Source organism: Achromobacter animicus (genome assembly GCF_040775605.1).
GTDB lineage: Bacteria > Pseudomonadota > Gammaproteobacteria > Burkholderiales > Burkholderiaceae_B > Achromobacter > Achromobacter animicus.
In genome coordinates, this window is record NZ_JAYGJK010000001.1 from 4623437 (window position 1) to 4637179 (window position 13743).

The window sequence follows — 13743 nt, forward strand, 5'->3', positions numbered from 1 at the left end:
AGGGTTTACCCCAGGCTTGCCGCAAGCTTCTCTGCAGAATTGGTCGCCAGCGCCTCATCTTCGGCCTCAACCATCAGGCGCAGCTTGGGTTCCGTCCCCGAAGCGCGGATCAGGATGCGACCCCGGCCATCCAGCTCTGCCTCGACGGCCTGGCGCGCGGCGGTCAGACCGGCATGCGTCTTCCAGTCCAGGCCCGGCGTCAGCGGCACGTTGATCATCTTTTGCGGATACATGCGCAGGTCGCTAACCCAGTCGCCAAGCGTGGTGGAATTGCGACGCAGCGCGGTCAAGACCTGCAGCGCGGCAACGATGCCGTCGCCGGTGGAGTGGCAATCCAGGCACAGCAGGTGGCCGGAGCTTTCGCCGCCGTACAGCCAGCCGCGCGATTGCATCTGTTCCAGCACGTAGCGGTCGCCCACGTTGGCGCGGTCAAAGCCCACGCCCAGGCGCTTCATTTCGCGCTCGAAGCCAAAGTTGGTCATCAGCGTGCCGACCACGCCCTCGACCTTGCCGCGCTGCATGCGCTCGCGCACGATGGCGTACATGAGTTCGTCGCCGTTGTAGATGCGGCCCTCGCCGTCCACCATCTGAAGGCGGTCGGCATCGCCGTCCAGCGCAATGCCAAGCTGGGCGCCGCGCGCCTTGACTTCCTTGGCCAGCAGCTCGGGATGCAGCGCGCCCACGCCCTTGTTGATGTTGAAGCCGTCGGGGTGCACGCCGATGGCGTGGACTTCGGCGCCCAGCTCACGGAAGACGTGCGGCGCGATGTTGTAGGCGGCGCCGTGTGCGGCGTCCACCACGATCGTCATGCCGTTCAAGTCCAGGTCGTTGGGGAACGTGCTCTTGCAGAACTCGATGTAGCGGCCCTGAGCGTCGCCCATGCGGCGCGCGCGCCCCAGCGCTTCCGAACTGACGCAACCCAGGGGCTCGTCCAGCGCGGCCTCGATGTCGGCTTCGATTTCGTCGGGCAGCTTCATGCCCTGCGCCGAGAAGAACTTGATGCCGTTGTCCTGGTAGGGATTGTGCGAGGCGCTGATGACGATGCCGGCGACCAGGCGCAGCGCGCGGGTCAGGTAGGCGACCGCGGGCGTGGGGATCGGGCCGGCCAGCAGCACGTCGATACCGGCAGCGGACAGCCCCGCTTCCAGCGCGGACTCCAGCATGTAGCCGGAAATCCGGGTGTCCTTGCCGATGACGACCTGCGGGCGGCTTGCGCCGCGCACGGCGTGCTCGCGGGCCAGCACGCGGCCAGCGGCGTAACCCAGGCGCAAGGCGAATTCGGCATTGATCACCGGACCGCCGACTTCACCGCGTACGCCATCGGTACCGAAATATTTGCGTCGAATCATGAACTGATTGCTCCTTGTTCAGCCGCCTGCCATACCTTAAGCGCATCCACCGTGGCCGCAACATCGTGCACGCGCACGATGGAGGCGCCACGCGCGACGCAGGCAAGCGCGGCGGCAATGCTGCCGGGCAGCCGGTCGCCAACCGGCCGGCCGGTGGCCTGGCCGATCATGTTTTTGCGCGACAGGCCGATCAGCAATGGATAACCGGTACTGCGCAGGCTGGACAGCCGGCGCAGCAGTTGAAAGTTCTGGTCGGCCGTCTTGCCAAACCCGAAACCCGGGTCCAGCACGATGCGGCGAGGATCGATCCAGGCCGCGCGCAGCTTTTGCGCGCGAGCCCCCAGAAACAGGCCGATTTCACCGATCAGGTCGGTGTACTCGGGCGGCGCTGCCTGCATGGTGCGAGGCTCGCCTTTCATGTGCATGACGCACAGGCCACAGCGCGATTGCGAGACGGCTTCGATCGCGCCTGGCTGCCTGAAACCGTAGATGTCGTTGATCATGTCCGCGCCGGCGTCCAGCGTGGCGCGCATGACTTCCGGCTTGAACGTGTCGATGGAGAGCGGCACGCCGCAGTCGCGCAGCGCCTCGACCACCGGGAGCAGCCGGTTCAGCTCGTCGGCCACGGAAACGGGGTCGGCCCCCGGGCGCGTGGATTCGCCGCCCAGGTCCAGAATCTGGGCGCCTTCCTCGATCAACTGGCGCGCATGCGCCACGGCGGAATCGGTATCGTCGTGTTGGCCGCCATCGGAAAACGAGTCCGGTGTGACATTGACGATGCCCATGACAAGCGGGCGCTCGAGATCAAACTCGAAGCGCCCGCAAAGGAAGTTATTTGCCATAAACCAGAACGAAGAACCTCAGACCGCAGCTGCCGTGCTACCGCCTGCAGCCAGGCCGGTCGGCGGCGTATCGGACGTGTCCGACGGGCCTTGCGGCGTCTTCGGGGGACGCGGGGGGCGGCCCTCCATGATGTCGTTGATCTGGTCGGCGTCGATGGTTTCCCATTCGAGCAGCGCGGACGTCATGACTTCGACCTTATCGCGGTTGTCTTCCAGGATCTTGCGCGCAACGCCGTACTGCTCGTCGATGATGCGGCGGATCTCGGTGTCCACCTTCTGCATGGTGGCTTCGGACATGTGCGTGGTCTTGGTGACGCTGCGGCCCAGGAAGACTTCGCCTTCGTTCTCGGCGTAGACCATGGGACCCAGTTCGTCGGTCATGCCGTAGCGCGTGACGATGTCGCGGGCGATGGCGGTGGCGCGTTCGAAGTCGTTCGAGGCGCCCGTCGTCATCTGGTCCATGAAGATTTCTTCGGCGATACGGCCGCCAAACAGCACGGCGATGGTGGACAGCAGACGGCCCTTGTCCATGCTGTAGCGGTCGGTTTCCGGCAACTGCATCGTCACGCCCAGCGCACGGCCGCGCGGGATGATGGTGACCTTGTGGACCGGGTCGGTCTTGGGCAGCATGCGCGCGACGATCGCGTGGCCGGATTCGTGGTACGCGGTGTTCTTGCGTTCCTCTTCGGGCATCACGATGGAGCGGCGCTCGGCGCCCATGATGATCTTGTCCTTGGCCTTTTCAAAGTCGGACATATCGACCGTGCGGCCATTCCGGCGGGCGGCGAACAGTGCGGCTTCGTTGACCAGGTTGGCCAGGTCGGCGCCGGAGAAGCCCGGGCAACCGCGCGCCAGGATGGTCGCGTCGACGTTGGGCGACAGCGGAACCTTGCGCATGTGAACCTTCAGGATCTGCTCGCGGCCACGGATATCGGGCAGCGGCACCACGACCTGGCGATCGAAACGGCCCGGACGCAGCAGCGCCGGATCCAGCACGTCGGGACGGTTGGTTGCGGCGATCACGATGACGCCCTGGCCGGATTCGAAGCCGTCCATTTCAACCAGCATCTGGTTCAGGGTCTGTTCGCGCTCGTCGTTGCCGCCGCCCAGGCCGGCGCCGCGCTGGCGGCCGACCGCATCGATTTCGTCGATGAAGATGATGCAGGGAGCGTGCTTCTTGGCGTTTTCGAACATGTCGCGGACACGGGCCGCGCCCACACCGACGAACATTTCAACGAAGTCCGAACCGGAAATGCTGAAGAACGGGACCTTGGCTTCGCCGGCGATGGCCTTGGCCAGCAGCGTCTTGCCGGTACCGGGCGAACCCACCATCAGCACGCCGCGCGGGATACGGCCGCCCAGCTTCTGGAACTTGCTGGGGTCACGCAGGAAGTCGACCAGTTCCTGCACGTCTTCTTTGGCTTCGTCGCAACCGGCGACGTCAGCGAAGGTGATCTGGTTGGTGTTCTCGTCGAGCATCCGGGCGCGCGATTTGCCGAAGCTGAATGCGCCGCCCTTGCCACCGCCTTGCATCTGTCGCATGAAGAACACCCATACGCCGATCAGAAGCAGCATCGGGAACCACGAGACGAAGATGCTCATCAGGAGCGACTGCTCTTCGCGCGGCTTGCCCGAAACCTGCACGCCGTACTTCAGCAGATCGGAGACCATCCAGAGATCGCCGGGGGAAGTCAGCGTATAGGCGCGGCCCGCGTCCGGGGTGACGTAGAGCACGTCGCCTTGAACGTCGACCTTGCGGATACGTCCCGCCTTGGCGTCGTCCATGAACTGCGTGTAAGTCACACCGTCCTGGGTCTGAGCGCGTCCGTCGAACTGTTTGAAGACGGTGAACAGCACCAGGGCTATCACCATCCAGACAGCGACTTTGGAAAATGAATTGTTCAAGGTCGATCTCCTGCTTTCGATTCCGACCGGCGACTGCGCACCCGCGTATGGCACAGTCACAAGTATGTCAATAGCCCATTCTAACCTGTAGGACGGAGTTGCGTCCTGGCAGCCGTGGGGCCCATTTAATTACATTTGATTCTTGAGTTTTCTGGTCGTTGTCTCGGCGGGACGGGGGTTTTCTTGGCCGGGACGGTTTGCCCCGGATGATTACGGAAGGGTTACTTCAGATCGCGCGCCACCAGAAAGGTTTCTGAGGACTTGTCCCGAGAGGCCTTCGGTTTGCGTTCGACCACCCGGCGGAAGCGCTTTTTGAAGGATTCCACGATCTGCGAGAAGCCCGTGCCGTGGAAAGCCTTGACGATCAGCGCCCCGTTGGGCTTGAGGTGGGCGCAGGAAAATTCCATCGCCAATTCGCAAACATGCTGGATGCGCGCGGAGTCGGCAATACCCACCCCGGACAAGTTGGGGGCCATGTCTGAAATAACAAGGTCCACCGCACGCGATCCGACCATGTCTTCCAATTGTTTCAAGACTTCGTCTTCGCGGAAGTCGCCCTGGATGAATTCCACGCCCGCCACGGGCTCCATGGGCAGGATGTCCAGCGCGATGATGCGCCCGTCCACGACGCCGCCCGGCCCGGCGAGCCGCTCGCGCGCCACCTGTGACCAGCTGCCCGGCGCGGAGCCCAGATCGATGACCAGGTCGCCCCGGCGCATCAGCTTTTCGGTGTCGAGGATCTCGATCAGCTTGAAAGCGGCGCGGGCGCGATAGCCCTTCTGTTGCGCCAGCTTCACATAGGGATCGTTGATGTGCTGGTGAATCCAGTCTTTAGAGAATTTATTCTTGGCCATTACCGTACAATTCCACGCATGCCTATATTAGAACTTACCTCTCGTGAGCGCAGCGACCTGCGGTCCGCCGCTCACCCTCTGCGCCCCGTCGTCCTGATTGGCGACAACGGTTTGACCGACGCCGTGCTGAAGGAAATCGATCGGGCGCTGACTTCGCATGGCCTCATCAAGGTTCGCGCGGGCGGCGACGACCGTGAAGCCCGGGACGCCATGCTCGCCACGATCTGCGAGACGCTATCCTGCGCGCCCGTGCATCACTTGGGCAAGACCCTGATCCTGTTCCGCCCGCTGCCCGGCAACATCAAGCCCGCCGCGCTGGCCGCCCAGGAACCCGAAGCGCCTGCCAAACGCCGCGACTCGGAACCTTACACGCCCAAGAAGCTGGCCGCCGAAGGCAGGACCCTTGCCAAGCGCCCGCGCCGCAGCGAATCCGAAGAGCCCGCACCCGCCAAGAAGCGTTACATCCCCCAGGACGAACTCAACAAGAACGGCAAGCCCATGCGGCCTTCCAACAAGCGCGCCACAGCTGGCGGCCACGGCATTCCGCGCCGCGCCGGCAGCGCGCTGAGCCTGCGCGCCGGAGCCCGCAGCGGCACCAGCCGCAAGACCGCAAAAAGGTAAGTCCAGGCACAAAAACGGGCGCTTTACGCGCCCGGTCCACCATAGCGATCCGCAATGTACCGCGGAATTCAGACGAACGTAGCGTCCGGGCCAGGGTGGTTTGACATTTTTACTGCTTGTGGCGCTAGCGTCAGATGTAACGCACGCCCAGGACTTCGTATTCGCGAACGCCAGCCGGGGCAACGACCTCGACCACATCGCCTTCACTCTTGCCGATCAGCGCGCGAGCCACGGGGCTGGACACGGAAATCAGGTTGGACTTGATATCGGCTTCAACGTCGCCGACGATCTGATACGTAACGCGATCGCCCGAATCCAGGTCTTCGATGTCGACGGTAGCGCCAAACACGGCGCGGCCTTCGGCCTCGAGCGAGGTCGGGTCGATGAGGTGGGCATTGGAAAGCGTGCCTTCAAGCTCGGCAATCCGGCCCTCGATGAAACCTTGGCGCTCGCGAGCGGCATCGTACTCGGCGTTTTCCGACAGATCACCCTGTGCGCGCGCCTCGGCGATTGCGTTGATCACGGCAGGACGTTCGACGGTTTTCAGCCGTTGGAGCTCTTCTTGCAAGCGCTCGGCCCCGCGCACGGTCAAAGGAATGGCAGACATGTCGTTTCCCAAACAAAAAGTAGAAAAACGCCCCGAAGGAGCGTTCTCGGTGAAGGCCGCAGGACCGGCGCGCTTGCCTTTTGTTTGCCATTTGATGCTTGGAAAAATCTGGCGAGCGGCGCGGGCGACCAAAACAAAACCCCGGCTCGGGTCGGAACCGGGGCAATCAAAGTCATATTGTGGTCAATCTCGGCGGGAATTGCAAGCCGCCGGAGGAAAACGGCCTTTTCGGCGCATTTCGGCGCTGTAACCCGCTAAAACCGGCGATTTCGCACCGAAAAGGCTTTGCGGCCTTGCCGGGCCCGATGGACTCCCGCGCGAACCGAGGGTTTTCCGGGAGCCTCCCGAGCCAAGATACTACTGGACGATAGGCTTTGCGCCACGATGCGGGACGCCTCGGCGTCCCGCATGTCGCCGTTACTTCGTGCGCCGCAAGAGCGCGTACAGGATGATCGCGCCGAACGTGGCGGTACCGATGCCGCCCAGCGTGAAGTTGCCCAGCTTGATGGTGAAGTCGCCCGCGCCCAGCACCAGCGTGACCGCAGCCACGATGAGGTTGCGGTTGTCGGTGAAATCGACCTGGTTGACGACCCAGATACGGGCGCCGGCAATGGCGATCAGGCCGAAGACAACCACCGACATGCCGCCCAGCACAGGTCCCGGGATCGTCTGGATGAGCGCGCCGAACTTGGGCGAGAAGCCCAGGACGATCGCGATCAGGGCAGCGATCACGAACACGAGCGTGGAATAGATGCGGGTGACCGCCATCACGCCGATGTTTTCGGCGTAGGTCGTGACGCCCGTGCCGCCGACGGCGCCCGACACCATGGTGGCCACGCCGTCGCCGACGAAGGCCCGGCCGAGGTAGCGGTCCAGGTCGCGGCCCGTCATGGCGCTGACGGCCTTCACGTGCCCCAGGTTTTCGGCCACCAGGATGATGGCGACCGGCACGATGAGGCCCATGGCCTCGGCCTTGAAGACGGGCGCCGCGAAGTGCGGCAGGCCGAACCAGGCGGCGGCCGACACGGCGGTGAAGTCGATGGGCTTGCCCAGGCCCAGACCGTTGGCCAGCACGGCGTACACCACGCACGCGAGGATCAGGCCGACCAGGATCAGCAGGCGCTGCACCATGCCGCGCGTGTAGACGGCGATGCCGCCCACGCAGACGATCGTGACGATGGCCATGGCGCTATCGAAGCCCGACGCCCCCATCGCGCCCTTGGCGGCGATGGGCGCGAGATTCAGGCCGATCACGGCCACCACCGCGCCTGTGACGACGGGCGGCATGAGGGTATCGATCCAGTCGGCGCCGCCGCCTGCCCGGGCATTGACGATCCAGACGATGACGCCGATCAGCGTGTAAGCCAGACCGCAGGCAATGATGGCGCCCAGCGCGACGCCGATGTTGGCGTTGGCCCCGCCGCCGGCATAGCCGGTCACCGCGATGACGCCGCCGATGAACGCGAAGCTGGAACCCAGGTAGCTGGGCACCCGGCCGCCCACGAACAGAAAGAAGATCAGCGTGCCGATGCCCGACATCAGGATGGCGACGTTGGGATCGAACCCCATGAGCAACGGCGCCAGGACGGTCGAGCCGAACATCGCGACGACGTGCTGTGCGCCCATGGCGACGTTCTTGGGCCAGGACAGCCGTTCGTCGGGCGCGATGATGACGCCGGGCTCGGCGTCGTCCGCCAGGCGCCAGCGCGGAAAGTAGGAGTTGGACATGGATTCCCCGGGGTGGTACGAGAGGGTTTCAAACTGCGAGCGGGCGCCAGTGTAAAGGGGGCCATCAAGCGGGGGCAACGTTTAAGTTTTGCCGGCCGATTGCCGTATTAGTGGAAACCCCGAAATCCCAGGCAAAGGAATAGTCATGGCGATCAATAGCATCAGCGGCACCTCCCGGATCAGCAGCCTTGCAGATCTTTGGGCCGAGAAGATCCAGGCCAACAAGGAAGCGAAGAACGCTTCGGGGCAGGATGCGGTGTCGGTGACCGCGGAAGGCAAGATCCGCGTCAACAATCCGGGCGCCACCAAGGTCGGCAACGCGCAGGCCACCGAAGAAACCGACAACGACGACGAATACACCCGCCAGATCAAGGAGTTGCAAAAGCAGCTCAAGCGCATCATGGATCAGATCGCCAAAGTGAAGGCGAGCGGCATGTCGGCCGAAATGAAGGCGCAGCAGATCATGGCGCTCAATGCCCAGGCTGTGCAGATCCAAGGCCAGATTTCCCAACTCCTGGCAAAACAGGCGCAGGCTGCCAAACAGGCCGGCGTGTCGGCCCAGGCCTGATTCGGCGCAAGCGATGTGGCGCCGTCGCTGATGGCGCGCATCAAAATTTCTGATTGGACGCTCATCGGGCGTGCCAGTACTGTCTCCAGACAAATCTAAAACCACGGAGACAAACCATGCACGCAATGCGCACAGCCCTTGCCGGGGCGCTGCTGGCCGTTTGCGCGGCGCCGGCCCTGGCCGGCACCGTCACGGTGATCACGTCGTTCCCCAAGGACCTGACCCAGGCCTACAAGACCGCTTTCGAGAAAGCCAATCCCGGCATCACGCTGGAAATCCTGAACAAGAACACGGTGTCGGGGATCGCCTTCGTGCGGGAGACGCCAGCGGGTCAGCGCCCCGAGGTCTTCTGGGCCAGCGCGCCCGATGCGTTCGAGGTGTTGGGACGCGACAAGCTGCTGGCCAAGTCGGCCGACATCGCGAACAAGGATGTGCCGGACAAGATCGGCAGCTATCCCATCAATGATCCGGGCGGCATGTATCTGGGCCAGGCGCTGGCGGGCTACGGCATTATCTACAACACCCGGTACATCGCGGCGCACAAGATTCCCGCGCCTGTCGAGTGGAAGGATCTGCTGTCGCCCAAGTGGTTCGGCCACGTGGGCATCACGTCGCCCTCGCGTTCGGGCACGATGCACCTGACCGTGGAAACCATCCTGCAAGGCGAAGGCTGGGATGACGGCTGGAACACGCTTTTGCGCATGTCGGGCAACAGCAGCGCCGTCACCGAGCGCTCGTTCGGCGTACCCGACGGCGTGAACAACGGCCAGTTCGGCGCCGGACCGGTCATCGACTTCTTCGGGCTGTCGAGCAAGTACTCCAAGTTCCCCGTTGAGTTCGTCTATCCGTCCGAGACCGCCATCGTCCCGGCGAACATCGCGCTGATCGAGGGCGCCAAGAACACCGAGGAAGGCAAGAAATTCATCGCCTTCACGCTGAGCCAGGCGGGCCAGGAGCTGCTGCTGGAGCCGAAGATCTCGCGGTTGCCGGTGCTGCCCTACTCCGCACTGGCCGGCAAGATTCCGCCCGGCTATCCCGACCCGGCGGAAATCGCCAAGCGCAGCAAGGTTCATTTCGACGCGGACCTGTCGCAGTCGCGCTACTACGTCGTGCAATCGCTGTACGACCAGACCGTCACGTTCCGGCTGAAGGAATTGCAAGCGGCCACCAAGGCGATCTACGACGCCGAGGCCAAGCTGGGCGACAAGGCCAAGAGCGGCAAGGCAGCCGAATTGCTGGGAGAGGCACGCAAGCTGGCCTGGGCGCCGCTGATCGACAGCAAGAAGGCGGCCGACCCGGCGTTCCTGGCGATCTTCGCCGGCAACAAGAAGGACGCGGCCGTCAACCAGCAGATCACGCAGCTTGAAGGCGAGTGGAATGGCCGCGCGCGCGCCAACTACGAAGAAGCCGTCAAGCTGGCACGGCAGGCCGCCGCGCTCTGATCGTCTGAATGCGCTGAACACGGCAGGCGGACTTAGCCCCGTCCGCCGTGGATCGCGCCTGTCTTCTGGCAACGATTTTCGGGACTCTCGATGAATCATTCGAGCCATTCGCGCCTGCCCGCCGGCCCCGTCCTGGCGGCGCTGCTGGTGTTCGGCTTTCTGCTGCTTTTCCTGGCCGTCCCGGTGGGTACGGTCTTTCACAGCGCCTTCGTCAATGCCGACGGCAGCTTCACCACCGGTCACTTCGGCGCCTTCTTCAACCAGCCGTTGATGCGGGAAGCGTTCTTCAACAGCCTGTACGTGGCGGGCTGGTCGGCGCTGATCGCTTCCCTGATCGCGGTGCCGCTGGCGTACTTCACGGTGCGCTTCGATTTTCGCGGCGCCCTGCTGATCCAGACGTTGGGCGTGCTGCCGCTCATCATGCCGCCCTTCGTGGGCGCGGTGGCCATGCAGCTGATCTTTGGCCGTTCGGGCAGCGTGAACCTGCTGCTCAATGACTGGTTCGGCTTCACGATTCCGTTCATGGAAGGGCTGAATGGCGTCATTTTCGTGGAAGCCATCCACTATTTCCCGTTCATCCTGATGAACCTCGTGGTGGCGCTGCGCAACATCGACGGGGCCATGGAAGAAGCGGCCTTCAACCTGGGTTCGCGCGGGTTCCGGCTGTTCCGGCGCGTGATCTTTCCGCTCGCCCTGCCCGGCTATGTGGCGGGCGCGTCGCTGGTGTTCGTGAAGGTGTTCGACGACCTGGGGACTCCCCTGGTGCTGGGCACGACCAACATGCTGGCGCCGCAAGCGTACCTGCGCATCACGCAGGTGGGGCTGGAGGATCCGCTGGGCTATGTGATCAGCGTGATCATGGTGGGATTTTCGATACTGGCGCTGTGGCTGTCGGCGCGCGTGCTGAAGGGACGCGACTACTCCACGCTGCAAAAGGGCGGCAATTCCATCCAGAAGCGCAAGCTGGGTCCGATGGAAAGCGTACTGGCGTATGGCTGGATCATCCTGGTGCTGCTGCTGGTGCTGTCCCCGCACATCGGCGTGCTGCTGCTGTCGCTGGCCAGCGTCTGGAGCTATGCGCCGCTGCCGGACGGGTACACGCTGGCCCACTACTCAGCCGTGTTCTCGGAATCGCAGGGCATGATCGCCAACACGCTGCTGTATTGCGGCCTTGCCGCGGGCATCGACGTGGTCCTGGGCACCGCGATCGCCTACCTGATGCTGCGCACCCGGCTGCCGGCGCGCCAATGGCTGGATTTTCTGGCTTCGGCGGCATTGGCGATTCCGGGCATCGTGCTGGCCATCGGCTTTCTGCGCACCTTCCGCGGCATCGAGCTGCCTGGCACGGGCACGATGCTGACGTCGTCGTGGATCATCATCATGCTCGCGTATTCCGTGCGGCGTCTGCCGTACGCGCTGCGTTCGTGCGTAGCGGCGTTGCAGCAGATCCACGTGTCGCTGGAAGAGGCGGCCCAGTCGCTGGGCGCCACGCGCATGAGCACGATCCGACGCGTCGTGGTGCCGCTGATGGCGGGCGGCATGCTGGCCGGGTTCGTGACCAGCTTTGTGACGGCCGCCGTGGAACTGTCGGCCACCATCATGCTGGTGACCAAGGACAGCCAGGCGCCCATGAGCTACGGCATCTATCTGTACATGCAGAGCGCGGCGGGCCGCGGACCGGGCGCCGCGCTTGGCGTCCTGGCAGTGGTCGCCGTGGGTATCGGCACTTACGTATCGCACCTGCTGGTGGACCGCGCATCGAAGCGCCAGCAACCGGCGCGCAATGAAGGGGAATCCGCATGAAGAAAGTCAGCGTCGAATGCCGCAACATCCAGCTCTCGTACGGCAAGACCGAAGTGCTGAAGGACGTCAGCATCAGCATCGAGCCGGGCGAGTTCTTCGCGCTGCTCGGGCCGTCGGGCTCGGGCAAGTCCACCCTGCTGCGGTTGATCGCGGGTTTCAACCGCCACAGCGCAGGCCAGTTGCTGGTGGACGGCAAGGACATCAGCGGGACCCCCCCCTGGCATCGGAACATCGGCATGGTGTTCCAGAACTATGCGCTGTGGCCGCACATGACGGTGTGGGACAACGTGGCGTTCGGCCTGGTCGAGCGCAAGCTGCCGCGCGCCGAGATCCGCACCAAGGTGGAAGCCGCGCTCGATCTGGTGGGGCTGTCGCAATATGCCAAGCGGCGTCCCAACCAGCTTTCGGGCGGACAGCAGCAGCGCGTGGCGTTGGCGCGCACCATCGTGATCGAACCGCAGGTGCTGCTGCTGGACGAGCCGCTGTCCAACCTGGACAAGAAGCTGCGCGTGCAGATGCGCCAAGACCTTCTGAGCCTGCAGCGCCGACTGGGCATCACGACGATCTTCGTCACGCACGACCAGGAAGAAGCGATGACCACCGCTGACCGGATGGCGGTGCTGGATCACGGCGTGGTGCAGCAGATCGGCGCGCCAAGCACGCTGTTCGACTACCCCGTCAACCGCTTCGTGGCGAATTTTGTGGGCACGATGAATGTGCTGGAAGGCAATGTGCGCGAGCGCACCAGCAGCAGCGTGACGCTGGCGGTGGACGGCGTGGGCGACCTGCACCTGCCACTGACGGGCGAGGCGCCCGCAGCGACGCGGCTGGCAGCGAGCTTTCGGCCCCACACGGTGCAGATCGAGATGGCGGATGGCCTGGGCGATGCGCGTTATGTCTGGCTGCCGGGCATCGTGGAAAGCAGCGAGTTTCTGGGCGAATTCACGCGGTATCAGGTGCAGGTTGGCGAGCAGCGGCTGACGGCCGACCAGGCGCATCTGGCCGGCCTGTCGCCCTTTCCGGCGGGCGCGCCGGTGTCGGTGGGACTGGAGCCGACACAGGTGCGGCTGCTGGCCGCCTGACCTACACTCGCGGCCATGGAAATCTACCAGATCCGCGCCTTCGTCACGGTTGCCCGATTGGGCAACCTGACGAAGGCGGCCGAGGCGCTGTCGCTGACACAGCCCGCCGTGACCGCGCAAATCAAGGCGCTGGAGCAGAGCCTGGGCGTCGCGCTGTTCGACCGCAGCGGCGGCCGGCTTGCCTTGGCCAAGGCGGGCGAAGTGCTGCTGCCGACGGCGGAATCGCTGCTGGTGCTGGGCGCGCAATTCAAGTCCGAAGCCCAGCAGTTGCAGGGCAATCTGCATGGCGTTGTCGAGCTGGGTGTTCCCAGCGAAAAGCCCGATTTCCTGCGCTTGGGGGAGCTGGCCTCGGCCGTCACGCAACGGCTGCCGCTGGTTGAACTGAAGACCCAGACCCAGCCCGCTGCGGCACTGGCCGAACAGGTCAGCACCGGCCGCCTGCCCGCCGCGCTGACCATCGCGGCCAACGCGCCGCGCGGCGTGTTGTGGCAGCCGCTGCGCAGCGTGCGGTATCGGATTGCGATGCCCGCTGAGCACGCTGCGGTGCTCAAACGCGGCGGCTGGCGCGAGGTGGCGCAACTGCCGTGGCTGGACGGTCCGTCCGGCAGCCACACGCATCTGTTGCTGCGCGATATGTTCGAGCGCCACGGGCTATCGCCGCGCATCGTCATGCAGAACGACGATCAGGCCAACATGGACGCGCTGGTGCGGGCCGGCGCGGGCTGCGCGCTGCTGCGCGAGGAAACCGCGCTGGCGGGTGCCGCGTCCAGCGACTTCATCGTGTGGGGCCAGGCGCGCGTCGACGCGGTGCTGGGCTTCATGCTGCCTTACGAACGCGCTAGCGAGCCCGCGCTGGTCGCGTTAAGCTCGATCATTCAAGCCATCTGGAAGCCGCGCGCGCCCATCGCGCCGGTCCAGGCATAAGGCTCAATCCCCGCAACA

At 64.5% G+C, this 13743-nt stretch carries 13 protein-coding genes; 7 read left to right on the forward strand and 6 right to left on the reverse strand.

The features are described from left to right. Positions 1–5: 5 nt before the first annotated feature. The 4 genes from glmM to AB3147_RS21170 form a co-directional block, all read right to left on the reverse strand. Positions 6–1349, reverse strand: coding sequence for a phosphoglucosamine mutase (glmM, locus tag AB3147_RS21155; protein WP_175126051.1), 1344 nt, complete (start codon positions 1347–1349; stop codon positions 6–8). Continuing rightward, positions 1346–2191: a dihydropteroate synthase gene (gene folP, locus AB3147_RS21160; protein WP_175126050.1), complete on the reverse strand. Its 846-nt coding sequence runs from the start codon at positions 2189–2191 to the stop codon at positions 1346–1348. The genes glmM and folP overlap by 4 nt, the downstream gene beginning before the upstream one ends. Positions 2192–2209: 18 nt before the next feature. Beyond that, the gene (ftsH, locus tag AB3147_RS21165) at positions 2210–4096 is read right to left on the reverse strand and encodes an ATP-dependent zinc metalloprotease FtsH (protein WP_175126049.1); all 1887 of its coding nucleotides are present in this window, start codon (positions 4094–4096) and stop codon (positions 2210–2212) included. 221 nt (positions 4097–4317) lie between these two features. Continuing rightward, positions 4318–4950 carry an RlmE family RNA methyltransferase gene (locus tag AB3147_RS21170; RefSeq protein WP_175126048.1) on the reverse strand — a complete coding sequence of 211 codons (633 nt, stop codon included), beginning with the start codon at positions 4948–4950 and terminating at the stop codon, positions 4318–4320. Positions 4951–4968: 18 nt separating this feature from the next. Between AB3147_RS21170 and AB3147_RS21175 the strand changes: the two genes are divergently transcribed. Next, entirely contained in the window at positions 4969–5571 is a 603-nt protein-coding gene (locus AB3147_RS21175) for a YhbY family RNA-binding protein (protein WP_367352896.1), read from the forward strand. A gap of 130 nt (positions 5572–5701) precedes the next feature. Here the strand turns inward: AB3147_RS21175 and greA are convergent, their stop codons facing one another. Continuing rightward, a complete protein-coding gene (greA, locus tag AB3147_RS21180) occupies positions 5702–6178 on the reverse strand; it encodes a transcription elongation factor GreA (protein ID WP_175126060.1) in 477 nt (158 codons plus the stop codon). On the opposite strand from greA, the gene AB3147_RS21185 reads away from it, so the two are divergent. Beyond that, positions 6177–6428, forward strand: a complete 252-nt coding sequence (locus AB3147_RS21185; protein ID WP_367352897.1) for a hypothetical protein — start codon at positions 6177–6179, stop codon at positions 6426–6428. The two genes, greA and AB3147_RS21185, sit on opposite strands and share 2 nt — an antisense overlap. A gap of 167 nt (positions 6429–6595) precedes the next feature. On the opposite strand, the gene AB3147_RS21190 is transcribed toward AB3147_RS21185, so the two are convergent. Further along, a complete protein-coding gene (locus AB3147_RS21190) occupies positions 6596–7906 on the reverse strand; it encodes a solute carrier family 23 protein (RefSeq protein WP_239215342.1) in 1311 nt (436 codons plus the stop codon). Positions 7907–8051: 145 nt separating this feature from the next. On the opposite strand from AB3147_RS21190, the gene AB3147_RS21195 reads away from it, so the two are divergent. The 5 genes from AB3147_RS21195 to AB3147_RS21215 all read left to right on the forward strand — a co-directional run bounded on the left by AB3147_RS21195 (position 8052) and on the right by AB3147_RS21215 (position 13725). Continuing rightward, positions 8052–8474 (forward strand): FlxA-like family protein, encoded by a 423-nt coding sequence (locus AB3147_RS21195; protein WP_062841737.1) that lies wholly within the window; start codon positions 8052–8054, stop codon positions 8472–8474. A 116-nt stretch (positions 8475–8590) separates the two neighbouring features. Then, entirely contained in the window at positions 8591–9916 is a 1326-nt protein-coding gene (locus AB3147_RS21200; protein ID WP_239215341.1) for an ABC transporter substrate-binding protein, read from the forward strand. Between the two features lie 90 nt (positions 9917–10006). Then, positions 10007–11719, forward strand: a complete 1713-nt coding sequence (locus AB3147_RS21205) for an ABC transporter permease (protein ID WP_367352898.1) — start codon at positions 10007–10009, stop codon at positions 11717–11719. Continuing rightward, the gene (locus AB3147_RS21210; RefSeq protein ID WP_105240132.1) at positions 11716–12801 is read left to right on the forward strand and encodes an ABC transporter ATP-binding protein; all 1086 of its coding nucleotides are present in this window, start codon (positions 11716–11718) and stop codon (positions 12799–12801) included. Before AB3147_RS21205 ends, AB3147_RS21210 begins: the two co-directional genes overlap by 4 nt. 15 nt (positions 12802–12816) lie before the next feature. Next, positions 12817–13725 carry a LysR family transcriptional regulator gene (locus AB3147_RS21215; RefSeq protein WP_175126042.1) on the forward strand — a complete coding sequence of 303 codons (909 nt, stop codon included), beginning with the start codon at positions 12817–12819 and terminating at the stop codon, positions 13723–13725. Positions 13726–13743 lie beyond the last annotated feature (18 nt).

Excerpts from the sequence above, each read along its gene's own strand:
- AB3147_RS21205 (WP_367352898.1), top strand. The coding sequence starts at position 10,007 with ATGAATCATTCGAGCCATTCGCGCCTGCCCGCCGGCCCCGTCCTGGCG.
- AB3147_RS21185 (WP_367352897.1), top strand. The coding sequence starts at position 6,177 with ATGTCGTTTCCCAAACAAAAAGTAGAAAAACGCCCCGAAGGAGCGTTC.
- AB3147_RS21170 (WP_175126048.1), bottom strand. The coding sequence starts at position 4,950 with ATGGCCAAGAATAAATTCTCTAAAGACTGGATTCACCAGCACATCAAC.
- AB3147_RS21210 (WP_105240132.1), top strand. The coding sequence starts at position 11,716 with ATGAAGAAAGTCAGCGTCGAATGCCGCAACATCCAGCTCTCGTACGGC.
- AB3147_RS21175 (WP_367352896.1), top strand. The coding sequence starts at position 4,969 with ATGCCTATATTAGAACTTACCTCTCGTGAGCGCAGCGACCTGCGGTCC.
- AB3147_RS21195 (WP_062841737.1), top strand. The coding sequence starts at position 8,052 with ATGGCGATCAATAGCATCAGCGGCACCTCCCGGATCAGCAGCCTTGCA.
- glmM (WP_175126051.1), bottom strand. The coding sequence starts at position 1,349 with ATGATTCGACGCAAATATTTCGGTACCGATGGCGTACGCGGTGAAGTC.
- AB3147_RS21190 (WP_239215342.1), bottom strand. The coding sequence starts at position 7,906 with ATGTCCAACTCCTACTTTCCGCGCTGGCGCCTGGCGGACGACGCCGAG.
- greA (WP_175126060.1), bottom strand. The coding sequence starts at position 6,178 with ATGTCTGCCATTCCTTTGACCGTGCGCGGGGCCGAGCGCTTGCAAGAA.
- AB3147_RS21215 (WP_175126042.1), top strand. The coding sequence starts at position 12,817 with ATGGAAATCTACCAGATCCGCGCCTTCGTCACGGTTGCCCGATTGGGC.
- folP (WP_175126050.1), bottom strand. The coding sequence starts at position 2,191 with ATGGCAAATAACTTCCTTTGCGGGCGCTTCGAGTTTGATCTCGAGCGC.
- AB3147_RS21200 (WP_239215341.1), top strand. The coding sequence starts at position 8,591 with ATGCACGCAATGCGCACAGCCCTTGCCGGGGCGCTGCTGGCCGTTTGC.